The organism is Neobacillus rhizosphaerae (assembly GCF_050477885.1).
Lineage (GTDB): Bacteria > Bacillota > Bacilli > Bacillales > Cytobacillaceae > Neobacillus > Neobacillus rhizosphaerae_A.
Genome location: NZ_JBCNAC010000148.1, coordinates 66,732 through 90,504, shown reverse-complemented (window position 1 = coordinate 90,504; position 23,773 = coordinate 66,732). Strand labels below are relative to the sequence as shown.

The 23,773-nt window shown below is 36.7% G+C and carries 24 protein-coding genes and 1 pseudogene; 7 read left to right on the top strand and 18 right to left on the bottom strand.

All coding sequences use genetic code 11. The features are described 5' to 3' along the window. Positions 1-94: 94 nt before the first annotated feature. Positions 95-1,477 (top strand): hypothetical protein, encoded by a 1,383-nt coding sequence (locus ABES03_RS20460; RefSeq protein ID WP_430120130.1) that lies wholly within the window; start codon positions 95-97, stop codon positions 1,475-1,477. A gap of 39 nt (positions 1,478-1,516) precedes the next feature. On the opposite strand, the pseudogene ABES03_RS20455 reads toward ABES03_RS20460, so the two are convergent. After that, positions 1,517-2,218, bottom strand: a pseudogene (locus ABES03_RS20455) (NAD(P)-binding domain-containing protein); the annotation flags it as partial. 147 nt (positions 2,219-2,365) lie between these two features. After that, positions 2,366-3,820, bottom strand: coding sequence for a hypothetical protein (locus tag ABES03_RS20450; RefSeq protein WP_430120128.1), 1,455 nt, complete (start codon positions 3,818-3,820; stop codon positions 2,366-2,368). Positions 3,821-4,463: 643 nt separating this feature from the next. Between ABES03_RS20450 and ABES03_RS20445 the strand changes: the two genes are divergently transcribed. Further along, positions 4,464-5,270: an aspartate dehydrogenase gene (locus tag ABES03_RS20445; protein WP_430120126.1), complete on the top strand. Its 807-nt coding sequence runs from the start codon at positions 4,464-4,466 to the stop codon at positions 5,268-5,270. A 44-nt stretch (positions 5,271-5,314) separates the two neighbouring features. Here the strand turns inward: ABES03_RS20445 and ABES03_RS20440 are convergent, their stop codons facing one another. After that, positions 5,315-5,992 carry a GntR family transcriptional regulator gene (locus tag ABES03_RS20440; protein ID WP_430120124.1) on the bottom strand — a complete coding sequence of 226 codons (678 nt, stop codon included), beginning with the start codon at positions 5,990-5,992 and terminating at the stop codon, positions 5,315-5,317. 119 nt (positions 5,993-6,111) lie between these two features. After that, positions 6,112-6,708 (bottom strand): spore protease YyaC, encoded by a 597-nt coding sequence (gene yyaC / locus ABES03_RS20435; protein ID WP_430120122.1) that lies wholly within the window; start codon positions 6,706-6,708, stop codon positions 6,112-6,114. A 375-nt stretch (positions 6,709-7,083) separates the two neighbouring features. Here yyaC and ABES03_RS20430 point away from each other — a divergent pair, with 375 nt between their 5' ends. Together ABES03_RS20430 and ABES03_RS20425 are read left to right on the top strand one after the other, a co-directional pair. Further along, positions 7,084-7,674, top strand: a complete 591-nt coding sequence (locus tag ABES03_RS20430; protein ID WP_430120120.1) for a guanylate kinase — start codon at positions 7,084-7,086, stop codon at positions 7,672-7,674. Between the two features lie 155 nt (positions 7,675-7,829). Next, positions 7,830-8,657 carry an aldo/keto reductase gene (locus ABES03_RS20425; protein ID WP_430120118.1) on the top strand — a complete coding sequence of 276 codons (828 nt, stop codon included), beginning with the start codon at positions 7,830-7,832 and terminating at the stop codon, positions 8,655-8,657. 54 nt (positions 8,658-8,711) lie between these two features. On the opposite strand, the gene ABES03_RS20420 is transcribed toward ABES03_RS20425, so the two are convergent. Beyond that, positions 8,712-9,296, bottom strand: a complete 585-nt coding sequence (locus ABES03_RS20420) for a hypothetical protein (protein WP_430120116.1) — start codon at positions 9,294-9,296, stop codon at positions 8,712-8,714. 230 nt (positions 9,297-9,526) lie between these two features. Here ABES03_RS20420 and ABES03_RS20415 point away from each other — a divergent pair, with 230 nt between their 5' ends. After that, positions 9,527-11,116 (top strand): acetolactate synthase large subunit, encoded by a 1,590-nt coding sequence (locus ABES03_RS20415; protein WP_430120114.1) that lies wholly within the window; start codon positions 9,527-9,529, stop codon positions 11,114-11,116. A 2-nt stretch (positions 11,117-11,118) separates the two neighbouring features. On the opposite strand, the gene ABES03_RS20410 is transcribed toward ABES03_RS20415, so the two are convergent. The 3 genes from ABES03_RS20410 to ABES03_RS20400 all read right to left on the bottom strand — a co-directional run bounded on the left by ABES03_RS20410 (position 11,119) and on the right by ABES03_RS20400 (position 13,023). Next, positions 11,119-11,682, bottom strand: coding sequence for a hypothetical protein (locus ABES03_RS20410; protein WP_430120112.1), 564 nt, complete (start codon positions 11,680-11,682; stop codon positions 11,119-11,121). A 101-nt stretch (positions 11,683-11,783) separates the two neighbouring features. After that, positions 11,784-12,323 (bottom strand): NADPH-dependent FMN reductase, encoded by a 540-nt coding sequence (locus ABES03_RS20405; RefSeq protein ID WP_430120110.1) that lies wholly within the window; start codon positions 12,321-12,323, stop codon positions 11,784-11,786. Positions 12,324-12,429: 106 nt separating this feature from the next. Beyond that, on the bottom strand, positions 12,430-13,023 hold the full coding sequence (locus tag ABES03_RS20400; protein ID WP_430120108.1) for a class I SAM-dependent methyltransferase: 594 nt from the start codon (positions 13,021-13,023) through the stop codon (positions 12,430-12,432). Between the two features lie 165 nt (positions 13,024-13,188). Between ABES03_RS20400 and ABES03_RS20395 the strand changes: the two genes are divergently transcribed. After that, positions 13,189-14,526, top strand: coding sequence for an NAD(P)/FAD-dependent oxidoreductase (locus ABES03_RS20395; protein WP_430120106.1), 1,338 nt, complete (start codon positions 13,189-13,191; stop codon positions 14,524-14,526). 55 nt (positions 14,527-14,581) lie between these two features. Here the strand turns inward: ABES03_RS20395 and ABES03_RS20390 are convergent, their stop codons facing one another. The 8 genes from ABES03_RS20390 to ABES03_RS20355 form a co-directional block, all read right to left on the bottom strand. Beyond that, on the bottom strand, positions 14,582-15,058 hold the full coding sequence (locus tag ABES03_RS20390; protein WP_430120104.1) for a GNAT family N-acetyltransferase: 477 nt from the start codon (positions 15,056-15,058) through the stop codon (positions 14,582-14,584). Positions 15,059-15,061: 3 nt separating this feature from the next. Beyond that, positions 15,062-16,564, bottom strand: a complete 1,503-nt coding sequence (locus tag ABES03_RS20385) for a M81 family metallopeptidase (RefSeq protein WP_430120103.1) — start codon at positions 16,562-16,564, stop codon at positions 15,062-15,064. Positions 16,565-16,642: 78 nt separating this feature from the next. Beyond that, positions 16,643-18,091: an aldehyde dehydrogenase family protein gene (locus ABES03_RS20380; protein ID WP_430120101.1), complete on the bottom strand. Its 1,449-nt coding sequence runs from the start codon at positions 18,089-18,091 to the stop codon at positions 16,643-16,645. A 12-nt stretch (positions 18,092-18,103) separates the two neighbouring features. Beyond that, positions 18,104-19,390: an aminotransferase class III-fold pyridoxal phosphate-dependent enzyme gene (locus tag ABES03_RS20375; RefSeq protein WP_430120099.1), complete on the bottom strand. Its 1,287-nt coding sequence runs from the start codon at positions 19,388-19,390 to the stop codon at positions 18,104-18,106. After that, positions 19,374-20,762, bottom strand: a complete 1,389-nt coding sequence (locus ABES03_RS20370; protein WP_430120097.1) for an aspartate aminotransferase family protein — start codon at positions 20,760-20,762, stop codon at positions 19,374-19,376. The genes ABES03_RS20375 and ABES03_RS20370 overlap by 17 nt, the downstream gene beginning before the upstream one ends. Before the next feature lie 37 nt (positions 20,763-20,799). After that, on the bottom strand, positions 20,800-21,564 hold the full coding sequence (locus ABES03_RS20365; protein WP_430120095.1) for an IclR family transcriptional regulator: 765 nt from the start codon (positions 21,562-21,564) through the stop codon (positions 20,800-20,802). Between the two features lie 212 nt (positions 21,565-21,776). Beyond that, positions 21,777-22,157, bottom strand: coding sequence for a VOC family protein (locus tag ABES03_RS20360; protein WP_430120093.1), 381 nt, complete (start codon positions 22,155-22,157; stop codon positions 21,777-21,779). Positions 22,158-22,185: 28 nt separating this feature from the next. Then, positions 22,186-22,371: a hypothetical protein gene (locus ABES03_RS20355; RefSeq protein ID WP_430120091.1), complete on the bottom strand. Its 186-nt coding sequence runs from the start codon at positions 22,369-22,371 to the stop codon at positions 22,186-22,188. A gap of 171 nt (positions 22,372-22,542) precedes the next feature. Between ABES03_RS20355 and ABES03_RS20350 the strand changes: the two genes are divergently transcribed. Continuing rightward, the gene (locus tag ABES03_RS20350; RefSeq protein WP_430120089.1) at positions 22,543-22,836 is read left to right on the top strand and encodes a hypothetical protein; all 294 of its coding nucleotides are present in this window, start codon (positions 22,543-22,545) and stop codon (positions 22,834-22,836) included. A gap of 101 nt (positions 22,837-22,937) precedes the next feature. Here ABES03_RS20350 and ABES03_RS20345 read toward each other — a convergent pair whose 3' ends face one another. Continuing rightward, positions 22,938-23,111, bottom strand: a complete 174-nt coding sequence (locus ABES03_RS20345; RefSeq protein WP_309862233.1) for a hypothetical protein — start codon at positions 23,109-23,111, stop codon at positions 22,938-22,940. Positions 23,112-23,314: 203 nt separating this feature from the next. Continuing rightward, positions 23,315-23,716, bottom strand: coding sequence for a hypothetical protein (locus tag ABES03_RS20340; RefSeq protein WP_430120087.1), 402 nt, complete (start codon positions 23,714-23,716; stop codon positions 23,315-23,317). Between the last annotated feature and the right edge of the window lie 57 nt (positions 23,717-23,773).

Below are 23,773 nucleotides of genomic sequence, written 5' to 3'. Positions count from 1 at the left end.
ACCAAAAAAATAATTTAAAATATGGCAAAAACGTGACAAATACCCACTTAAAAAACACACTTGGTATACAATTTTAAAAAGTTAGGGTGAAAATATGCTGAGATTTATGCTGTTTTCTGTTATATTATTGTATTTATTCAATGTTCTATTGCCTATGTTCCATATTGGCCCAGTAATTTCCTGTTTAAGTCTTGTTATAGTCCTATGGACATTATTTCAAGCGAAACGATTTGTCCAACTATTGGGAAGTACATTTTTGATACTCGGTTCTGTATTATTGTGGTCAAGCGGAGCCTCTTGGCAGCACTATATCCTTTCCTTCGGTCCAATGCTGGACTTGCTAACTATGTTCACATTGATTCCAATTTTAGGAATACCGATTAAATTAGGAGGATACAGCGGAGGTATACAAACGATTATTCAAAAGAAAGTGAAAACCTCTGGACAACTTTATATGATTACATCAGGAATTTCCTATTTTTTTAGTATCTTTATGAATCTTGCCACCTTACCAATGACTTACTATTCAATAAGACCTGCATTAGATATCATTCCAGTAAAAAATAAAGAACGCTTCATGAGCAGAGCCATTACGCGTGGATTCGCAATGCCTTTACTGTGGGCCCCTGTTACCCCTATTGTCGGTATTGTCATTACAATGACGGACGTAAGCTGGGTATCAATTTTGCCTTATGTTGTTCCCTTAAGTATCTTTGGTATAGGGATGGACTGGTATATTGGTTCTCGTAAAGCAAAAATTATGGCCCCTAATCAAAAAAACACGGCCATCCATGAGACTGCTGCTACGATAGAGTCTAGTCAGCCCCCTCGTTCTGGTAGAGTCATTCAAATTTTTCTAGCGATTATTATTTTTAATGTTGTTATTTCATTAGTAGAAACTAAGTTTCCTTATCCGTTTTTAATTCTAATATCCTTGATGGTCATTCCTTTTGCTCTTACTTGGTCTTTATTCTTAAAAAAGGGTAAAGAGTTTTGTTCACACTTAATTAAGCATTTTCAATCCTTTTCTGTAAGTATGAAGGACCAATTCTTTATATATCTATCAGCAGGTTTTTTTATTTCAACTATCAACGTTTCACATACCAATGTCTGGTTGGACGCGATAGTCAATCATTTTATTAGTTTTGCAGGTGTGGAAATCTTTTTACTTTTACTGCCCTTGATCCCTTTGGTTTTTGCTTTCCTAGGACTTCATCCTGCTGTTTCTCTTGCATTAATGCTAGAAGGCTTAAATCCAACAGTCATTGGGATATCTCCTCATATATTAACTGTAGCTATGTTAGCAGGAGCAGTTTCATCCTTTCTTGTTGGACCATATAACGCGACGTTAGGCCTCATGTCAAACATTGTAAAGGAGAGTTCCTACAAAGTGTCCAATTGGAATTTATCCTTCACTGGGCTTTATATTGCATGCGTTATGTTGTATTTAATTGTGTTACAATTGTTCTTCGGGTAAGAGCATCAAAAAAAGGTGTCAGTCAAATGACACCTTTTTTTACGTATTCTTCTCATTCTCTTCTTTTATTTCTTTCACAATTTCTTTGGCAAAATGTCCAAGACTCCCCTCACCATACGAACGGATCACTTCAGGAGCAAGGGATGTTAATGCTCTTTGTAGATACTCTGTTGGTAGCCCCTTTTTTGCAAATTCATTTTCTAAATCTATTGCAGTTTTAAGTGCGTAAAAAGTTGCTATTTTATTTACTTGCGTTAAGCAATCTTCACTGTCCACTACTATCTTTCCAAGAAAATTAAAATATTCTTCTACAATGGGGGGTAAAACGGTTTCTGAAATAAACAAGCCATTTCCATGTTTTAACAAATCTCTCGCATGCCCCATATATTTTATTCCATGCACATTTAATGTTGAATACATGTTCCTAATATCAAACGTAGAGAGGTTTGTAGCCATATTAATGATATAGGGTAAATGTTGCGTCTTACTTTGGATGTTTAATCTTGATATGAATGGGATTACCTCCATCGCAGGAAGGGCTAGGATTAACACATCTAATTCCGATAAATCTTCTTCCTTCAAAAGATAGCTAGTTTGATAATGCTGAACACATTGTTCTGCTTTCGTTCGATTAGGGTGGTAGAGACCTATTGAAATTCTTTGTTGATGCCAATGAGTTAGCATGGCAGTGCCTAACTTACCAAGTCCTACTAAACCGACTTTTTTTCGATTCATTTTGTACCTCCTCTTTTTTCTATCATCCTATGAAAACCGTCCCACTAAAATAACTACTGCATCTTCCTTCATGAAAATAAGGGCCTCCTATTAATCAGTATTACTGACATTTAGGATAGCCCCCTATTTATAGATACTGGTTTATTATTTATTTTACCAAATGATTACCGCTATTATTGTAGCAAGAATAAGACCTGTCATAACTGGAATAAAGTTCTTTCTGGCAAGCTCTATTGGTGAGATTTGTAGGAAGCCGGCTACTGCTACTAATGATGACCAAGCAATAATTGTGCCCCCACCTCCCCAGATAGCACCCATTTGTCCAATAGCTGCCATAGTAGAAGCATCTAGTCCGCTACCACTAGCTAACGCTCCAGATAAAGCTCCTGTTAAAGGAAGCCCCGAGAATCCAGAGCCATCTAATCCAGTAACTAATCCTACGATCAAGATACCAAGTCCTGCAAAAAACGGGTTATGCGGGATAAAATCTTGGCCAGCTTGAATCATATCAAATAAAAAAGCAGGCTTTGCGGCATCTTCCCCTAACGACAGAATCGCCGGTGTAAAATCACTGCTACCCATAAAGAAGAACCCTGCAATCGGAATTACGGGAGCCATTGCCTTAAAAGCAAAGACAAAACCTTCTGTAATATGGTCGCTTATTTTATCGAGAGAATGCAATCTGTTAAATGCAATTGTAGCTAATAGTAACAGAATGGTTGCGACACCACCTATAAATGCAGCTCCATCTGTACCTTCAAATCCGGATCCGCCACCTAATTTGGTCTGGAACATAAATACCATTACAGCTAACATAGATAGAGGAACAATAATCGAAAATACTTTGCCCCATGTTTGTTTTCTTTTGAGAATCTCTTCACTATCTACTGCTGTAGCGGCAAGCTCATCTGCTACCTCGAAAAATGCCTTTTCACCTTGATTAAATCCAATTCCTGTTTCTGATGTAGATTTTTTTGTAATCGTTTTGCGCTGCTGTAAATACACCATTGTTAGTGCACTAACCCCTGTAATAACTGAGAGGATTAATCCCTTATCTGCAACTGCAGCTTTATCAATTCCTGCTGCCTTCGCACTTAGCATAGGTGCAACCTGCATAATATAATCGGAAGAAAGTGCCATACCTTGACCTGCAATAACAATAACCATTGCTGCCGTCATTGGTTGTAGACCTGCACTTACTGCAGCCGGTACTAGCAGAGCACAAATGAGCGGTACAGCAGGGGTTGGCCAGAAAAAGAGTGAAATCACATACGTAGTAACCATTAGCACTAAATAAGAAACATGTCCATTCACCATAATTTTTTGTATAGGAACAACCATTTTTTTATCCGCGCCGATATCTTTTAAAGAGTTAAGAAGACCAATCATAATAGATATAATGAGGAAAATACTAAATAGTTCCTTAGCAGCTACAAGGTTCGCGTTAAATACTGCTTGAAAGCCAGCTATTAAACTACCTTTATAGACGACTGCCACTAAAAAGGTTCCAATGATAATAGGTAAAACAACACCTTTTCTAAAAAGCATGGTGACGATGACAGCTAAAGTTACAATTAAATAAATCCAATGAGCTGCAGTTAATTCCATAGTTCCCCTCCGTTATCTTAAATAATTTAAAACAATACGAAAGTCTTCCATAATTTCATGGAAAGGAGTGCAGGAGAGGAATTAGTTTAATAATGCTTCTTTACTCTTGGTGTTTTCCTCTACTTTATACTTTATAAATCTTTTGTCACCTTAGAGCTTAACAAGTGCTATTTTCATTATTTAGAGATACTACAAAAGAAATATTTTGTATTTTGTGGATTGTATACCATGGTTTTATAAAGAAAAATACATAATACCCTATTTCATTCTACTTTGTATGAAATAACTTATAACCAATCATTCATACCATCCTAAAGAATTCTTTCCACCAACAAACTAATAGTAAAAGATGTTTTGGTAGTATGATCCCAGGAAAATGGCCACTCTCCCCTCCTTTTTACACTATGTAGACCTTGTTAACTGTAAGGTTGAAATAAATATAACATTATTCTTTTTATTTTGCAAAACAATTTTGAAAATTTAGAAGTTTATATATATTCATAATTTAAACCTTGATTTCAAGACATGTTTTCGATAGAATAAAGAAAATTATTGGTATACGGTATACAAAATGCGACCGTATAAAGATTCATTGTTTAAAAAATTTATAGTTTGTTAAAATTTAGACAAGAGGAGAATAAATATGCTTAGAGCTGGTATTATAGGTTTTGGCACACTTGGTAGAAGTATTAGCGAATTAATTGCTTCCGGACAGGCAGGAAATGTAAAACTTCAAGCCATTTTAGTTAGAACCCCATTAACCCATACTGATACTCCCCCCGTACATTGTACTGTTACAACGGAGGAAGAAGTTTTTTTCAAAGAAAATTTAGATATCATTATTGAAGCGGCTGGCCATCACGCCCTCCAGCTTTACGGTGAAAAAGCCCTTACATCAGGGAGTAACCTAGTTATACTTTCCGTCGGTGCCCTTGCAAATATTGACTTCTATGAGTCATTGATGAAAACAGCCACTACCCAAAACAAACAACTGATAATCCCCTCTGCGGCTATTGCTGGCTTAGACCGAATAGCTGCAGGTATTTTAGGTGAGATTGATGAAATAAGACTAATTACGAGGAAACCACCAAAAAGTTGGTATGGAACAATAGCAGAGGAAAAAGTAAATCTTGAAACAATTCAGGAGCCCTATTGCATTTTTGATGGCAATGCTAGAGACGCCGCTAAATTATTTCCAGAAAATGTAAATGTCTCCGCTGCATTAAGTCTTGCTGGGATAGGGTTTGAGGAAACCAAAGTTCAAGTGTATGTAGACCCAACAATCAATAAAAACACACATACAATCCTAGCAAAAGGCTATTTTGGTCAGGTGGAAATTTCGGTGCAAAACAATCCCTATATTCAAAACCCAAAATCTAGCCCCATTGTTTCAATGAGTGTAGCAAAGGTTTTAAAAAATCTTACCTCTTCTCTTGTCATTGGGGTATAAAAAACAAAAAAGTGAAACTCCATCCGGTGATGAAGTTTCACTTTTTATTTGTTTTTCTTTCCTAAATTAACAGCTTCAATATACGCTTTACGTGAATTTTCGATATGAATTTTGGTTAAATATTCAGCCATCTCCACTTCTTGATTTACAATGGCTTCCATAATTCTTAAATGTTCTTCCATAGACTGTTTTGGGCGGCCTGGATTTTTATATCCCGTTTTTGCAAATGCCCTAATATAATCAGACAATCCACTCAGCATTTCATATAACTTGTTATTTTTAGCAGAGCTGTAAAGGAGATGATTCAATTCACCATGTAGATGAGAGAAATCCGGGTCATTTTCATCCTTGAGACAGTCTTCAATCTTTCTACTGTATTCAATAAATTTACTTTTCGTATCATCATCTAACTTTTGAGCTGCTAATTTTGCTGCCAATACTTCAAGGGACGAAAGAATTGTAAATACTTCTATAATTTCCTTCTCAGAAATATCTGCAACGATTACACCTTTCCTAGGAACTGTTTTTACAAACCCTTGTGATTCTAATCTAAATAGCGCTTCACGAATAGGTGTTCTACTTATATTCAACCGTTCAGCCAGTTCACGCTCCACTAAACGATCTCCTGTTTTAAATTCACCTTCTAAAATCAAGTCTTTTATGTGTATATAGACCCTTTCGCGCAAAGATATTAGGTCTTCCTCTACCCAATTATTCCCCACTTTTTCTCCTTCTTTCTCCGTATACATTGTACCAATTATATCGTAATCTATTTGTAAACATCAACTTCTATGGATGAATTTTCCACGATTAAATTTCTTGCATTTGCCCTAAGTATAGCTTAATTAGGCACACTAGATTCATCAAAGACAGCATCCGTAATCATCTTTGTCATCATTTCAGCTAGTCTCATAACGACAAACAACCTTGTATTATTAAGTGATTGGGCGGGTGATAGCGGGTCCAGGTAATTAACTATTGCTTTCAAATGATAATCCCCAACATTAGGTAATGATTTGTTTAAAGCCATTCCCGGTATAAACGGACCTTCTTTTAGCAAGATGTATCCTATTTGCCTTTCATCACCCAAACAGGCATCAATACCCAATATAAATGGCTCATGATGAGTTTGAAAAATATCCTTCATTATTTTCTTTATATTTAATGCATGCACTGGTTCTTCTAATGTTCCATAAACAGGATAAGGAATTTTTCTATCTTTTAACATCGTACCCACAAGTGGCCCGAGTGAGTCTCCTGTTGAGCGATCGGAACCCACACACAAAATAATGAAGGGATTGGAGGTGTGAGATAACAATTCTTTCAATTTATTAACCATTTCTTGAAACTCAATTCCTTCAGTGGTCTGTTTAAGGGAATAATAATATGGCCTTTCATCCCTTACAAACTTCTTTTTCTTGCTATCAAAAGGCCACATACCCATCCACCTCAGTTCTAGTTTTGTTTTCTCTTCCTTAACAAATGCACATTTTTCACTACATCGGTATTGTATATTCTTTATTTTATGATAAGTATGACAAAACCTGCTATATTCGTGTTAATAATAATCACTTAAAAACACTTGTTCGTTCACAGCTTTGTAACATTTATAGTCTTATATTGAACTGAACAATCCATTTTGCCAAGCTACCTCTTCACTAACTGGTCCCAAAAGCAGAAAAGTCAGATTTTTATTTAAGAATCTGTTATACTATTAGTATCCCCAAAAATCAAGTAGGGAAAATACTTATTTGCTCTTGTTCCCCCTATGTTCTTTTTTATGAGATCTATATTTCATTGCAGGAGGTTTGCTATGTACAAGATTAAAGAAAAAGAAAAAATATTTATTTACACTGGACCAGATGGCTCTGGAAGAAAAACCATCGCCAAAATGGTGGCAACTGCGTTTGATATGGAAACTGTGCTCTCCTACACTACTCGTCCTCCCCGTCATTATGAGCAAAATGGTGAAGACTACCATTTTATAAATGAAGAAGATTTCAAAAAAATGCAAGAAAACCATGAGTTTCTAGAAAGTGTAGAAATAGATGGATTCTATTATGGTATTTGTGAACAGGACATTGTAAAGGCATTCGAGAATCATAATCTTGTTTATTTAACTTTAAATCCTGAAGGTACAGAAAAATTGAAGAAGTTATATGGAGACCGAGTCATGCGTTTCTTCATTTATGCAGATCGAGATACAGTTGTTGAAAGACAAAAAGAACGCCAAGATAATATAGCCGATATCAATCGTCATATGAGCCATTATGATGAAATTATGTCCTATAAATCTAGTTGTGAACATGCCTTTGAAAACTATGACTTACCACAAGCTTCTTTTCAGATTAGTGAAGTCATCGAAGCTTTTCTTGAAAGAGGTTTTGAAGTAACCGATTATTAAGCAAATATCACATAGGACCCTTGAGCAGGATATATGTATCCCATTATTCAAGGTCCTATTTTACATGGATCGATTTTCCATTAAACCCATTTCATTGATTTTCAACTTTAGTAAATACTATACTTATTTTTAATAATTACAAGGAGGCAACAGATATGAAAAGCTTACACGATACAACCACATTACATAATGGAGTTAAAATGCCATGGTTTGGACTTGGTGTTTATAAAGTCCGCCAAGGAGAAGAAGCACTTCATGCAGTAAAACATGCTCTAAAGGCAGGCTACAAAAACATTGATACTGCTGCACTTTATGATAATGAAGAAAGTGTAGGACAAGCCATTAAAGAGGCAGGTATTCCACGGGAAGAGTTGTTTATAACTACTAAAGTGTGGAATTCAGATCAGCGGAATGATACCGTCCTTGAAGCATTTGAAACAAGCTTAAGTAAACTTGGTCTTGATTATGTTGATTTATATCTGGTTCACTGGCCTGTAAAGGAAAAGTATAAAGAAACTTGGAAGGTTCTAGAAACATTATATAAAGAGGGCCGTGTGAGAGCGATTGGTGTCAGCAATTTTAATATCCACCATCTTGAAGATTTAATGTCTGTTGCTGAGATCAAACCAATGGTCAATCAGGTGGAATTACATCCCCTATTAGCACAGCCAGAATTGCGAGAATTTTGCACGAAGCATGAGATACAAATTGAGGCTTGGGCTCCTCTAGGACAAGGACGTCTACTTGATCACCCTGTATTACAGGAAATTGCTTCAGCTCACCATAAATCAATCGCGCAAGTTATCTTGCGCTGGGATCTACAAAATAGAATTGTAACCATTCCAAAGTCAATAAAAGAAAGCAGAATTATTGAAAATGCTAATATTTTTGACTTTACGTTAAATGAAAGTGACATGGAGAAAATTAATGCACTTAACGAGAACAAGCGATTTGGAGCAAATCCGGACAATTTTGATTTTTAAAAGATAAAAAGAGGCTGACTGAGTCGGCCTCTTTTTGAATGACTTCAGCTTTTTTTATTTCATTGAAATCATATTGGGATTAGTTGATGAAAACGTTTTTGTTGCTCGACTTATGAGGATGTTAGCTGCAAGAAGCCCTAAAATAATTGCAACTACAATTGTAACAATAGAACCAATCATAGTTAATTTTACTGTCATTAAAAACAGAATTGAGATCGTTAGCATCGTCATTATCAAAACAGAATTCCATAGAATTCGATCTCTCACTTTTTCCAACAATCCCGCTGACGGGATTAACTCCGTCTCAACTATGGCACCATTTAGAATTGACTTTAACTTGCGCAAATTAATTATTGGCCCCATAAATGTCATAATAAGCAACAAAGCTAACGAAATGTCTACCCATGCATTCCCCCATCCCCACGAAGTAAATACCAAGTATAGACCTGGGACTAAAATCAAAATCACGCTGAATGGAAGTAAGCCATCCAACTTAACCGCTAAGGCAGCCCAATTTCGCAATCCTTCCGTTTTTGTAGAATAAAGCATCGAAATCATAGCCAATAAGGTAAAAGCAACGGCTACAAACATGATAACAGCCCCTAAAATATGTATAAATAATACAATATTATATAACAAAACTCCTATTCCCTCCTTTTGATTTTCTAATTTTAACATATAGATATTGAAAATAGAGGTAAAATGTCCTACTTTTTTTAAAAAATGTAAACTATGCGGATTCATTAAAGTAGATTAGGTACCTAACTAATGATTTATTAGGAATTGGCTAAAACTAGGATTATTATGGCTCATATTTATTTTCTGGAACGAAGCCAAACAATTGAAATAAAGGTTTTAAAGGAGGAACTATGAAAGTAACGGACGTACTCGTACATTGCTTAGAAAATGAAGGTGTGGAATATGTATTTGGCATCGTTGGTAAGGAATCGCTTGATCTAGCTGATTCGTTATCAAAATCAAAACAAATTAAGTTCATAAATGTCAGGCACGAACAAGGTGCTGCATTTATGGCGGATGTATATGGCCGACTGTCAAAAAAAGTGGGTGTTTGTTTAGCGACATTGGGCCCAGGGGCTACAAATTTATTGACGGGTATTGCTAGCGCACAGCTTGATCATTCACCTATGGTGGCATTAATTGGACAAGCTGGAGTGGAACGTCATCATAATGAATCTCATCAATATTTAGATATAGTAAAAATAGTAGAGCCCACAACCAAGTGGAGCACTCAAATTAAGGAAGCTGTGTCTGTACCTGTCGTTATTCGGAAAGCTTTCAGAATCGCAAAAATGGAGAAACCGGGTTCGGTAGCTATTATATTGCCTGAGAACTTTTCTCCCCAAATGATTCACAATACTCCCTTGCCGGTGACGCCTCTACCTGAAAGTATCCCTTTTTTAGAAGCAATCAAATCAGCTAAAACTTATATTCAAAAACATAGAAAACCCTTTATTATTATCGGCAACGGAGTAATTAGGCAAAACGCAATCTCAGAGCTACAAACGTTTATCAATACCCTTCAATCCCCAGTTTCTCACAGCTTTATGGCAAAAGGTGCGTTAGATAAAGAAAACCCACTAAATTTTTTTACATTTGGATTTAAAGAAAACGATAAGGTTTTACAAGGCATTAATGAAGCTGACCTCCTAATTGTAATAGGTTTTGACTTTGTAGAAAAGCTGCCCAAGGATTGGAATGCTAACAAACTTCCCGTTTTACATATCGACAGCCTCCCTGCTGAAATAAATGAATTTTATCCAGTAGATTGTGAATTGGTCGGAAATATACAGAAAACTCTTCAGTTACTGAATCAAATGGAAATTCCAGCTAAATCATGGGTGCCTTCTGGCAATCTTAAGGAAGAAATTAAAAAAGCATACCAAATAAGTAATAAACCTGAAAATCCTATTACCGAGCCTTTAACCATTGAAAATGTTCTTCATATCATTGAAAGACATACTTTGGTTAACACGATTGTAATTTCAGATGTCGGGTCTCATAAAGTTTCAATTGCTCGTACCTATCAACCTAAAAAGCCAAATAGATGTATCATCTCAAACGGTCTTGCTTCAATGGGAATTGCATTACCAGGTTCAATAGGAGCCAAACTTGCTTGTCCATCTGATCCCGTAATCTGTATTACCGGCGATGGTGGTGTGCTTATGAATTTTGCAGAAATTGAGACGGCTAAACGCCTTGGTCTCTCCTTTATCATCATTGTTTTAAATGACTCGATGTTAAAACTTGAGGTGCAACAGATGGAAAAAATGTTTGGAAAAAGTTATGGAGTAACCTTCAAGAATCCAGACTTTGTCCAATTAGCAGAAAGCTTTGGAATAAAAGGAAGAAGAGCAAGTAACCTCATTGAATTTGAGACGATACTCAAAGAAGAATTACAGTCTTTAGAGGGAATTGTCTTAATCGATATTGTCATGTAAGGTTACCAGGCTTTAGTTTTCTTAAGTCGTTTAAAACAAAATAAGCCAACTTCTACCCAAATCCAATTATAAAGGAAGGAAAATAAGAAAATACCACTTGTTATAAAAAATGAAAAAGATTTAGATACAATTGGACCAAGAACGGGGAAATGAAAAACATATAAAAGGCTAAGAATTCCTAACGTTAGGACAATAGCACCAGTTATAATGATGGTCAGTCTCATCTTAAAAAAATGAAAAGCAGCCCCGACACTAAGCCCTAACAAGCCAGTTGTGAAAGGAAATACCATTAATTCACTTGTTTGAAGGATGAGTAATAATAGATTTGTTAGAATATAGGACAAAACTCCAAGTGGAAATGAAAGCATGGCGCAGAGTAGGATGGGTGCTGTTGCAAATGGACTTATAAAATATCCCACTCCAGGTAAAAGACCGCCCGCTGCTTGGAGAACAGCTGCCAAACTGGCGAATAGTGCACCAAAAACAAACTGTCTTGTTTTTGATTGCTTATGGAAGGTCAATTGGCTAGGTGTAACCTCATCAGAAATTAATTTTAAAAAATACATAGGTTCCACCTCACTTTTACTACAATATATTATAGTATGAGTGGAACCTATGACTACCCATCTCTTTTTAAAATTGAAAATCTTTGGGCAGGTACTGTCCTTTATTCATTTATAAAATTGACAAATCGTTCAATGACAACATCAAGAAATGAAAGTGTTGCTTCATCTACTAACTTTCCTGTTTCTTCATCAAACTTTGCAGATGCTTGATTAATTAGAATCTCGTTGCCAACTGGCGACAAAAGTTTTACCTGTAAAGCAGTCAAGATTTGACGCAAATGGAGCTGTGCACGAAGTGTACCCATAAGTCCAGTAGCAGCCCCCGCTGTCATTACTGGTTTTCCAATTAGCACCTTATCAACTCGGGATAGCCAATCTAATGCATTTTTTAATACGCCTGGAATAGACCAATTGTATTCTGGAGTAATGATGATTACCCCGTCCGCCTCTTTTACCTTCCTCTTAAAATTGCTTACAGATTCAGGAGGATTATTTTCAATATCCTGATCAAAATGTGGAAGCAAACCAACGTCCAAAATTTCTAAATCAAATGTTTGACCGTTTCGCTCCTTAATAGTGGCTGCTAATTGCTTATTATATGAGCTTTTCCGCAAACTTCCTACAATCGCTACTAATTTCATAATCTGCTCACACCTTTGTATAAAATCATATTATGTAACACTACGATTATAGAAAGAAAAAAATGAATATTCAATAAATGTGCCTACCTCTTAATTTGGACACTTGCTATTTCTTATTGAAAGCCTCTACAGATATAAATAAATCACTATAAAATGATTCAATTTTTTTTATTACAATACCCTGCGCTTGTAATAACTCCAGGGTATTCCGATTTAAACAACAGCCATCACAGACTTTTTTCCAGGCTGGAGTTAACCATTCCTGGAGAGCACCTAAATACTGATTTTTCATTTTCACATGTTCAAATAGTAGTATACTCCCATCTGGTTTGCAGACTCGCTGCAGTTCTAACAGAGCTTTCTCTGGATTGGGAATCGTACAAAAGACAAGCGTTGCTACAACAGTATCAAAAGTATTATCTGCAAATGGCAATTCCTCTGCACTTTCCTGGACTATTTCAATAGGAACAACTGCCTGCATCATTTTCATTGCTGAACGTTTGACCATATACGGACTTGGCTCGATAGCAGTTACCTTATCTACGTCCTTATATAATGGAAAATTAATTCCTGTTCCTGCTCCTAATTCCAAGACATTTCCTCTAGCCTTTGAAATAAGTTCGTTTCGAATCCGTTTAAACTTCTTTTTCTCTAGTGGGTTCATAAAAAAGTCATACCATTTAGCAAATAAACGACTCAAATAACTCAACTCCAAAAATGTAAAATGTAATTCTATTATACTGTTTTTATATTTAAATGACTGACTTAATGTTTTAATAACTGACTCGAGTTAACAATATATCCCTTGTGACAATAAGTATGCTATCTTTAGTAAGATGAAATAGATATGTGAGGTGTTCATCCTTTGTTTCGCAAGGAAAAAGCAGTAATAATTGGTGGAGGGATATCTGGAAAATTAGCAGCACGTGTATTGTCTGATTTTTTCCAAGAGGTACTCATCATAGAACGTGATCAAGAACCAGAGGGACCTTTCCCAAGAAAAGGTGCTCCTCAAGGAGAGCATATACACGCTCTACTACATGCTGGTGAAGCTGGACTCGAGTCTCTATTTCCTGGTATTACTGAAAAATTTTACTCCAGTGGTGCGATAAAAATAAATTCGACTAAAGATCTTGCATGGTTTCATCATGGTGTTTGGAAGCTCCGATTTGATGGGGAGTTCTCCACAATTCTTCAAACACGTCCGCACCTAGAATGGCATATAGATCAATATATTAAGAGTATTCCTAATGTAACAGTACAGTATAACCAAGTGGTGCGCGACTATATTTGTAAGGAAACAGAAAATATAATTGCTGGTGTTGAAGTTGTAGATGGGAGTGGTCATGCAGAAAACATTTTAGCAGACTTAGTAGTAGATGCAAGTGGAGCCAGCAGTATTACATCGAAGTGGCTTGAAAAACGAGAAATACATATACCCGATAAAAAGGCCAAAATAGGCTTAAGTTATATTAGTAAAACCTTTCAACTTGCTAAAAATGAAGACAGAGACTGGGCGATAAAGATTGTATACCCAAACCCGCCTGTCGAGAAAATGGGAGGAACCATCTCAAAGGTAGAGGGAAATCGGTACCTTGTTACAATTAATGGGTACCATAATGTAATAAATGAAAAAGAAGCACTTCTTAACGATAAAAGCTTTCTAGAGCTAGCAAAAAAATTGCCAAAACTAGACATCTATCAAGAAATTAAGGATGCACCCCCCTTAACTGGTACCTCCATTTACCGGGTACCACAAATTACTTGGAGGCAATTTCAAAAGGTTAATCTACCAGATGGACTTTTACTGATTGGTGATACGATTTGTAGAATTGACCCTGTTTTTGGACAAGGCATGAGTATTGCAGTTTTAGAAGCTCTTGCACTGCAACGACTTTTCCAGAAGAGTGACCATTCTATTAAAAAAATCACAACTACGTTTCATAAAAAGGCAGCGAAAATCATTTCTCCTATCTGGAACATGGTTATTATTGAGGATTTTCGTTATCCAGAAACAACGGGAAAAAAGCCGTTAGGACTCTTCATCCAACAATGGTACGCAAAAAATATCTTTCTTATATCATCGCAGGATCAACATGTTTATAACTCGTTATTTAAAGTAATGAACCTTATTCATTCAATGACAACACTCATGCACCCTAGAATACTAAAAACTGTCTTGAAGCGGACTTTTCTTAAATAGTAAATGCTGCAGCCTGATACCAGACTGCAGCACTTTTAACTTTTCCATACCGGAGCTAAAGTACTTTCTCCATATAATAGCGATCTTCCCCTATTCCAAATTCAGAGTATCTTGTTTCTTTAATTTCAAATCCTTCTCTTTCATATAGCTTTACGGCAGGAAGGTTTTTTACACTAACCGTTAGGCAAACTACAGCAATCCCGTCATTTTTTAGAATAGAACTTACTTCCTGCAAGAACATTTTTCCGACTCCCTTGCCTTTATAATCGGAACGAACATAGTAGCCAAAGATATAGGCTTTATTAGGATAATTATAATCTCTCATACACTCGCAAACTGCCACAGGGCGATCATCACTCGGTTGTTTATATAAAATAAGTTTTCCATATCGAGCTAACGGCACAAGTGTCTGTTCATCAACGGCACCCGTACCAGGAAATGCATCAACTTCTAGCTCCATCATCATTTTTTGTTCTTCCGGTGTTAATTTCTTGGGAATATTAATATAAAAATTCTTTTCAATAACTGTCATATCTTATACCTCCATAAATTCAGTATAATCTATATCTTTAAGCGGCCAGATTTCATCTGGGATATGTTTATAAGAAAAATTCTTTAAATCATTTGATGCCACTCCTGGTGCATCTACATAAATGACCTTACTAATTAAAGGATCAAAAGCGGCCCGAAAGTGATTTTTTACTTTTAACCCTAAAATAGAATAGGAGGTTGGCTCAATACCAATATGTCGAAACATTTCTGGGTCATTGGCTGACATAGGACGGCCGATGAGAAGAATATCAACTTCTCCTGCTGTTATATAAGCTGCAGCCTTCACATCCACTCGTAAATGCTGGTTAAAAGGACCGCTATTGTAAAAAACTCCATCTGAAAGAGCCTTCACCTTTGCATTTACATGAACAGGTCTTCCAAACTCAGGAGAAATTTTACCTCCTAGTTCAAGCATGACCATATTTCCAACTCCAGCCTTCCTACATCTTTCAATCGATTCCGGATCAGTCAATCCGCCAAATAACGTGTTCGGTTGATTCGTGCAAATAAACTCTTCTAATAAAAGGGTCGTATCTCCGCTTCCACAGCTTAAAGGATTATCAGAGATATCAGCCAAAACAATAGGTTTATCTTCCTTTAATGACAAAGCTTGCTTGATTCCCTCTTTAACTGTCGGGAGCTGCATTATGAAATCATTACGAAGCTCCCAAAATTGATTGGCTAACATTTTTGCTACTCTATCTGCATTGATTTGATCCCTTCCAATAACAAGAACACTAGCCCCCACCATTGGAATATCGGAATACGGAAATCCGCCAAATACTGAAGCATTTATAATAGAAGGTTCTCCTTCAAGTTTTAAAGCTAGTTCAATCAAATGATGCATGGGCCCTTCTTCTGTTCGCATGTTAATAGAAGGTGGCATCATTGGTAGCTTGATGAAAGAAGCGACATATTTTTTTTGTTCTAATAAGACCTCGATGAGTAATTTAGCTGCATTAACTCCTTGATTATACATATCAACGTGGGGATAGGTTTTAAATCCAAAATGATAAGGTGTATGCTCTAACATAATCGCACTTACATTTGCATGCATATCTAAAGTCGTTGCAATCGGAATATCCTTCCCTATGACTTTTCTGATTTCCCTTAACAGCTTCTCTTCAGGGTCAAAGAGGTCTTCTACGACCATTGCGCCATGTAGAGCTATTAACAAACCGTCTAAATTGTCGGCCTTCTCTAATTCCGTAAGCATTTCTTTTTCTATTAGCTGATAGGCTTCATTCGTTACCGGTCCTGCAGGTGTTGCCGCTGCACATAGAAGTGGAACCACTTCAATTTGCTCTTCCTTTCTAAGTACATCCAAAAAACCGCCTACTTCTGTTTTCGTTGCTGTATAGGCTGAAAAGATTTCGTCTCCTTTAAAAAATCCTTCATTATAAAATGCTTCGATATCCGTTTTAAGAGGAGCGAAACTGTGAGATTCATGATAGAAAAAAGCAATTCCAATTCGAAGCTTTTTCATTAGACATCTCCCTTATAATAATAAGTAATGCACTAAATATATGAAACTATTTTTGAAGACCTCAATTGTTCATACAATCTAATAGGTCGTATAAATTGATTTCCACTCTGTCATCACATCAAAAGCATGATGGGATACCTCTCGATGTCCGTTTCCAGATTGTTTAGTTCCACCGAAGGCAACTCCAAGTTCCGCATTGGAAGTACCATTATTGATATAAACTAACCCGCTTTCAATTTCTTTTGCTCCCCGATTCGCATAGTAAAGGCTGTTTGTAAATAATGAAGTCGAAAGCCCATAAATGGTGTCATTATTTACTTCAATCGCTTCTTCAAAGCTATTCACTTCGATAAAAGCTAAAACTGGCCCAAAGATTTCTTCCTGAGCAACCGCAGCCCCTTTTTTTACATTACTTAAGATCGTAGGCTCATAAAAGAAACCTCTCTCACATGCGAATCGTTTACCGCCACATTCAATTACTGCCCCTTGTTCAACAGCTAAGGCTACATATTTTTCAACAGTTTCAAGTTGCTGTTTATTGGTTAGAGGCCCAATATCTATATCTGGTTCGAGACCATTACCTGCTTTTAGTTGTTTGGTAAGGGAAACAACCCGGTTTAGTAATTCTTCCTTTACTTCTGATTCAACAATAACCCTGCTCGCCGCTGTACATCTTTGCCCCGTTGTTGTAAACGCAGCCTTTACAATGGCTTCTGCTGCTAGTTTCAGATCTGCATCCTTCAATACGATAACAGCATTTTTTCCGCCAAGCTCTAAAGCTACTCTTTTTAATGTCTTGGCGGCTGTTTCGGATAACTTAATTCCCACTTCCGTTGAGCCAGTAAATGAGATGACTTTTACATCCTTATGTTCAGCGAGCTTAGCTCCAACCTTACTTCCTGAACCCGTAATTAAGTTTAATACACCTTTTGGAAGTCCAATCTCATGGAAAATATCTGTAAAAATCTGGGCCGAAAGAGCAACTTCTGAGGCCGGCTTCCATACAACGGTATTTCCACTAATTAGGGCTGCCAAAATTTTATAACCTGCCAATGAAACTGGAAAATTCCAAGGTGTTATACAAGCGACAACCCCTACCGGTTCACGAACCATCATTATATGACGGTTTTCAGCACCCGCACCGACTGTTTCACCGAATAGTCTTCTTCCTTCTCCCGCCATATATTTGCAGGTTTCAATGACGACTCCAACTTCTCCAAGTGATTCAGTTACTACCTTACCCATTTCCTGTGTCATCATTTGAGCTAAAAATTCCTTTTTCTCTTCAAAAGCCTTAGCTGCTTTCCAAAGAAATTGCGCCCTTTCTGGGAGTGTAGTGTTCTTCCACTTTTTAAAAGCCAATCTAGCACTTTCTACCGCATCATCAACTTGTGATGTAGTAGCAGCCGCACAGTAGCCAACTACTTCCTCTGTCGCAGGATTGATACTTTTAAAAAATTCCTGTTCTTCTTGTTGAACCCAAGAACCATTTATATACAATCCTTTTTTTTCAGCTTGTTGGATCATACCTTTCCCTCCTTAAAGCGTTTCTTTAATAACCTCTTCCAAAATAGACAATCCCTGATTTAAATCTTCTTCATTTATATTGAGCGGAAGCATTAACCTAATTGTTTGTCCCTGTACACCGCAATTCATAATTAGAAGTTTTTGTTCTAAACACTTTTGCTTAATAATGGGAACAGCGTGGCTAGCAAAATCTTCATGAAATTCGATACCAATCATCATTCCTATTCCGCGAACTTCCTTAATTCCAGGTAATCCACCTAGAGATTCCTTTAATCGGACTACAATGTTTGCTCCTAAATCCCTGCTTCGGTCGACTAGTTTTTCCTCTTCAATCACAGTAATATTCGCCAATGCTGCTGCACAGGAAATTGGATTACCTCCAAAAGTCGACCCATGTCCTCCAACTGGCCATTTTTCGTGAAGCTCTCTACCCGCTACAATCGCACCAAGAGGCATTCCGCCTGAAAGCGCTTTTGCTAAAACCATAATGTCAGGAGTTACACTAGAATGCTCAGCAGCAAACATTTTTCCTGTTCGTCCAAAACCAGTTTGCACCTCGTCAAAGATTAAGAGAATGCCATGTTTTTCTGTCATTTTTCTCAGTTCTTGGAGAAATTCAGCCGGGGCTGGGTAGTATCCTCCTTCACCAATCACAGGTTCAATCACAATAGCTGCCACTCGGGATGGATCAATCCGTAATTCAAAGATTTTTTGAAGCTGATGTAAACAATAAGGAATAATCTCTTCTTCGTTCACACCCTTTATTTGTGATGGATAGGGATAGGGAGCATGATACACCTCTCCTAAAATAGGTTCATAGTATTTCCGATATTTAGAGCTAGAAGCAGTAATAGCGGTTGCTCCTAGTGTTCTTCCATGGAACGACCCTTCAAAGGCAATAATCCCTGGTCTTCCAGTAGCTGCCCGAGCCAGTTTTAACGCTCCATCAATAGCTTCACCACCAGAATTCGCAAAGAACACAGTATCTAAATTGCCTGGTGTAATTTCAGCAAGTTTTTCTGCAAGGTTAGCAGCTGATTCATAGTAACCATAGTTCAGACCGAAGTGAATAAATGACTCTGCCTGTTTCTTAATGGCTTGAACCATTGCATTATTGGCGTGACCAACAGCATTTACAGCCACACCGGATACAAAGTCAATGTATTCCTCTCCATCTACAGTCCAAAATCTTGCTCCTTTTGCTTTATCTACAACTAGATCTGTTACCCTCGTTAAAACTGGAGATAAATGTTTTTTTGCTTTTTCTTTAATTTCATCTGATTTATTTTGTAATTTCATACGTTTCTTCCTCCTTTAATTCTTCTATAAAAATCTTCAACGAATTTTCAAGAATTCTTACCATTTCGTCGACCTCATCCGTTGTAACAGTCAGTGGTGGAGAAATTAATAAATGGTCTCCTAGATAACCGTTAATCGATCCACTTCCTGGATAAAACACAGCACCTAGCCCCATTGCGATACTATTAATCCGTTCGGAAGCATGTAGTTTTTCTGGGAAAGGACTACCCTTCTCTCCATCAAAAGCTAATTCAATTCCAACTAAAAGACCCTCTCCACGAACATCAAATATTATTGGATAGTGTTTTTTCAGAGCCAGCAATTGTTCTTTTAGATAATCTCCAGTAACTTGAACGTTGTTTACAATCCCTTCACGTTCATAAATAGTTAATGCAGAAAGTCCAGCTGCAACAGAAACGGGATGGCCGCTGTATGTATAGCCATGAACAAACTTTCCCTTACTGTTTTCTATTAGACTCTCAACCATTCGATCATGTACAACCATACCCGCTAAGGGAGCATAACCAGCAGAAACTCCCTTTCCAAACGTCATAATGTCAGGAGATATTCCGAAGTGTTGAATACCAAAATCTTTCCCCGTTCGTCCAAAGCCTGTCATTACTTCATCCACTATGAGGACAATATTGTACTGATCGCAAATCTTTCGAATCTCTTTAAAATAGACCTCAGGGGGACTGACAGCCCCTAGCTGACTCCCTACAATGGGTTCAGCAATAAAGGCAGAAATATTTTCTGGCCCAAGTTCCAAGATAACGCTTTCAACAGCGCGAACACAGGACCAATTTTTCTTAAAATCACAGTCCTCTTTCTCTCTTTGATATGGACATCTCTTACAATTAGGGGAATGAACATGGCTGAAATTTATTAGGTTTGGTGTATAAACCTGACGACGTTTAATATCTCCACCTGCTGAAAGTGAACCAAACGTGTTTCCGTGATAGGATTGCCATCTGCCAATTACAATGTGTTTTTCAGGTCTTCCTGCATCCTTATGAAATTGCCTAGCTAGCTTGATAGCACTTTCATTTGCTTCCGACCCACCACTTGTAAAATAAACCTTATTCAAAGAATGAGGTGCTAGCTTTGCAATTTTTTCAGCAAGTTGGAACAAAACCTCGGTTTCAAATCTCATCGTGTGTACGAAGGCTGCCTTCTTTGCTTGAAAAGCCATGGCCTCAGCTATTTCTTCCACACCATGGCCTAAGTTTGCGGCGACTGCTCCTGAGCAGGCATCCATGTACCTTTTTCCAGTCTCATCATATAGAAAGATCCCCTTACCATGCGTGATAATAGGATACGTTTTTGAAAAGTCCCTATGGAACACATAGTCTTCTTCTATTTGCTCTCTCATGATCCTTCCACCACCAATTTTTTATGCCTTTATAAAATTATTCTATAAACCCTTCAAACTTAAAGCATCTATCTGAACCAAGCTGTTCTGAAATACGACTAGCTGTCTCGAGTAGAAAACGTTTGAATTCTATTTGTTTTTCCTCAACATAATGATGTTCAGGGCCTGAAAGAGATATACCAGCAACGACTTCGTTCGAATAATCGTAGATAGGTGCAGCAATTGCAGCTTCCCCTATGGTTAGTTCTCCCCAAGATTCTGCATAACCTTGGTGTCGGATTTTTTCAAGTTCTTTTATTAATAAGTCTCGGTGTGATATCGTTTGTGGTGTAAAGGATGGTAAATCATGTGAGATGAGGGATGAAATTAAGTCTGTAGGTAGATGAGCTAAGATGACTTTTGATAATGCCCCTCCGTATACGGGAAGGCTCTGTCCCACTTTAATTCCCATAAAATAACTTTTAAAGGATTCTATATTGATTAGACATAGGATCTTTCCTTGATCATATATACTTAGGTTGCAATTCTGTGAGGTTTTATTGGAGAGTTCTTGAAGATAGGGCATCGCTATATGAACGAGATCTAGTCCTCTTACAACTATTCCGCCTAATCGAACAAATTGCTTACTTAGTTTGTACCTACTAGAAATAGGATCTTGTTCAATATACCCTCTCGCCATCATCGTTTGAATAAATCGATGGATAGTGGCTAATGATAAAGAGGTTTTTGCCGAAATCTCTGTTAGAGTTAATTCCGAATATTCCAGTGTAAATGCTTCAATAATATCGAATGCTCTATCCAATGCACGGATATTTTGATTTTTTTCTTTTTCTATTTTTGATACCTCCCTAATTTTTATATCACGTTTAAACTTTCACCTAGTGGAAATATTGTTTTCATTTATAAAACCATTATATTATTAGGAAAAATTAATAGTCAATATTTTTTAAAAATTATAAAAAGTCGGCATTTTTGCCGACTTTCATTAATTAACGTATGTAAATGGTCTTATTGCTATATATAATTTGAGACTTCAATTAGATTTCCTTCAGGATCTCGAAAGTAAACTGATAATATTTTCCCTACAGCACCTGTTCGAAAAACAGGGCCTTCTAAAACAGAAACATTAGTTTTTTCCAAGTGTTCCATTACTTTTTCTAAAGGAGTATCTGTTATAAAGCATAGATCCCCTGAACCTGGTGTAGGTTTAAGAGCTTTCGGCTCAAACTCCTTTCCAAAAACATGGAGATTTATTTTCTGCTGACCAAATTGAAGCGCCTTTCTACCCTCACCAAAGGTTTGCAGCTTCATTCCCATGACTGTTGTATAAAACTTACATGTTGCCTCTATGTCATGCACAGTTAAAACGAAATGATCCAAATTTTTTACTTGCATCACTATCTCATCCTTTTATTACCTATCTTTATATTTTTGTTAGTAATAATAACCCACTTTCAATAGGCAATTTCATTGTTTTAAAGTTTGCATTCTTTGACACCAATTCATAGAAATCTTGTAATTCCACAGAATGTGAAATGACATTGTCAACAACAATTAGTCCATTTCTTTTTAAAATTCTACTTAAATCCCCCCACCACTCCTTATTCAAATAATCATCTCCCCATAAAAACTACTATTGATTAAAAATTTAAATTCAGTCCATATTACTATAGTATCATCCTTTTTATACCAAAAGGGGAAATATTCCTTATAATGTATCTATTATTGGGAATATTAAACATGAAAAAATGCATATTTTAGTAAAGAGGTGAACGTGTCAATGGATCAAGATTTCACGGTCGAGCATAGTCAAATGCCTTCTTTTAAAAGCCATGAAGAAGCTAGAGAGTGGTTTAAAGCACAGTTTGGAGATCGTTTTTTACTAAGAATGACTGATATGAAAGATGGAAAAAGAGTGAACTTTTATCATCTCGTTAAAAATCCTGAAGTTTATCAGCCTTATATGGAAAGCTTTGCAAGCTCGGTTAAGCATGAGATCACGAATATGGATGTTTTTAAAAGTTATACCACCATAGAAATTGATGAGAATGGCCAGGTGGAATTCAAGGATTAGATTTTGTAAGAAAAAGGCTGACCTCATATCAATTGAGTCAGCCTTTGCATTTATCCATTTGGATTTGTTCTTAATAATCCTTGAGGGTTATAATCATCCTATTAATTTGTAAAAAGGATTTTGATTTCAGCCTCTGCCTCAATCATCCTTCCAAATCGATATCCTTCTATCAGGACATGACGTTCGTGTTCGCTTAAACGACGATTCCATTTTGATTCTAAATAGTAGATTACTTCATTATAGAAAATTTCTGGATAATTAAATGGTTGATCCATCATCATTTCCTCCTTATTAATCGCCCCATCTCTTAATGTTTTATCCAATTTACTCGATATTTAAAAAGAAGACTGAAAGATTTAATACAAATGTACTCTTTATTTTAAGATATGTAATAAGCTTTTAGCTGGGGAATGTCAAAGGGAGGGCATGGAGGATTTACAGTGAATTTTTTTGGGAACCACTCCTCCTACTCCGACTTTTATGGAACAATCCGTGGTGGGGTGACCGTCTCCTCTTCAAGCACATGAATTCCTCCGAATACTTCATAACCTGAACCTATAGATACAAGTAAATCCCCTGTTATTGCCAGTTTTTGTTGTTGGGACAATTTTAATAAGTCAGTTTCATTTATTTGTTTTGAAACAGACACAGCTTCCATTATTTGGCCAATCGTTCTCAACCAAACACCCGTTAGAATTTGTTCTTCACCAACTGTATTTTCATCCTCCCTCACCTGCAAAATTTCTGATAAGGCTATTAATTCAATAATTTGACCAACCACTTGAATCCAAAGGCCGAATGCAACCTCTTTTTCTAGAGCTAAGATTTTCTTGCTTTTTTCATCACTAAAGCCTTTGCTTTGTTGTTTTAGCATATCCATAAATATCAACCCCGGAGCTAAATTTTTCATTATTGTATGTAAAACACAGGCAATGGT

Coding starts and splice junctions, on each gene's coding strand:
- ABES03_RS20410 (WP_430120112.1), bottom strand. CDS start 11,682: ATGTATTTTTTAAAATTAATTTCTGATGAGGTTACACCTAGCCAATTG.
- ABES03_RS20360 (WP_430120093.1), bottom strand. CDS start 22,157: ATGCAAGTAAAAAATTTGGATCATTTCGTTTTAACTGTGCATGACATA.
- ABES03_RS20450 (WP_430120128.1), bottom strand. CDS start 3,820: ATGGAATTAACTGCAGCTCATTGGATTTATTTAATTGTAACTTTAGCT.
- ABES03_RS20405 (WP_430120110.1), bottom strand. CDS start 12,323: ATGAAATTAGTAGCGATTGTAGGAAGTTTGCGGAAAAGCTCATATAAT.
- ABES03_RS20380 (WP_430120101.1), bottom strand. CDS start 18,091: ATGATCCAACAAGCTGAAAAAAAAGGATTGTATATAAATGGTTCTTGG.
- ABES03_RS20340 (WP_430120087.1), bottom strand. CDS start 23,716: ATGGATATGCTAAAACAACAAAGCAAAGGCTTTAGTGATGAAAAAAGC.
- ABES03_RS20460 (WP_430120130.1), top strand. CDS start 95: ATGCTGAGATTTATGCTGTTTTCTGTTATATTATTGTATTTATTCAAT.
- ABES03_RS20430 (WP_430120120.1), top strand. CDS start 7,084: ATGTACAAGATTAAAGAAAAAGAAAAAATATTTATTTACACTGGACCA.
- ABES03_RS20345 (WP_309862233.1), bottom strand. CDS start 23,111: ATGGATCAACCATTTAATTATCCAGAAATTTTCTATAATGAAGTAATC.
- ABES03_RS20425 (WP_430120118.1), top strand. CDS start 7,830: ATGAAAAGCTTACACGATACAACCACATTACATAATGGAGTTAAAATG.
- ABES03_RS20415 (WP_430120114.1), top strand. CDS start 9,527: ATGAAAGTAACGGACGTACTCGTACATTGCTTAGAAAATGAAGGTGTG.
- ABES03_RS20370 (WP_430120097.1), bottom strand. CDS start 20,762: ATGAGAGAGCAAATAGAAGAAGACTATGTGTTCCATAGGGACTTTTCA.
- ABES03_RS20350 (WP_430120089.1), top strand. CDS start 22,543: ATGGATCAAGATTTCACGGTCGAGCATAGTCAAATGCCTTCTTTTAAA.
- ABES03_RS20390 (WP_430120104.1), bottom strand. CDS start 15,058: ATGACAGTTATTGAAAAGAATTTTTATATTAATATTCCCAAGAAATTA.
- ABES03_RS20385 (WP_430120103.1), bottom strand. CDS start 16,564: ATGAAAAAGCTTCGAATTGGAATTGCTTTTTTCTATCATGAATCTCAC.
- ABES03_RS20445 (WP_430120126.1), top strand. CDS start 4,464: ATGCTTAGAGCTGGTATTATAGGTTTTGGCACACTTGGTAGAAGTATT.
- yyaC (WP_430120122.1), bottom strand. CDS start 6,708: ATGTGGCCTTTTGATAGCAAGAAAAAGAAGTTTGTAAGGGATGAAAGG.
- ABES03_RS20375 (WP_430120099.1), bottom strand. CDS start 19,390: ATGAAATTACAAAATAAATCAGATGAAATTAAAGAAAAAGCAAAAAAA.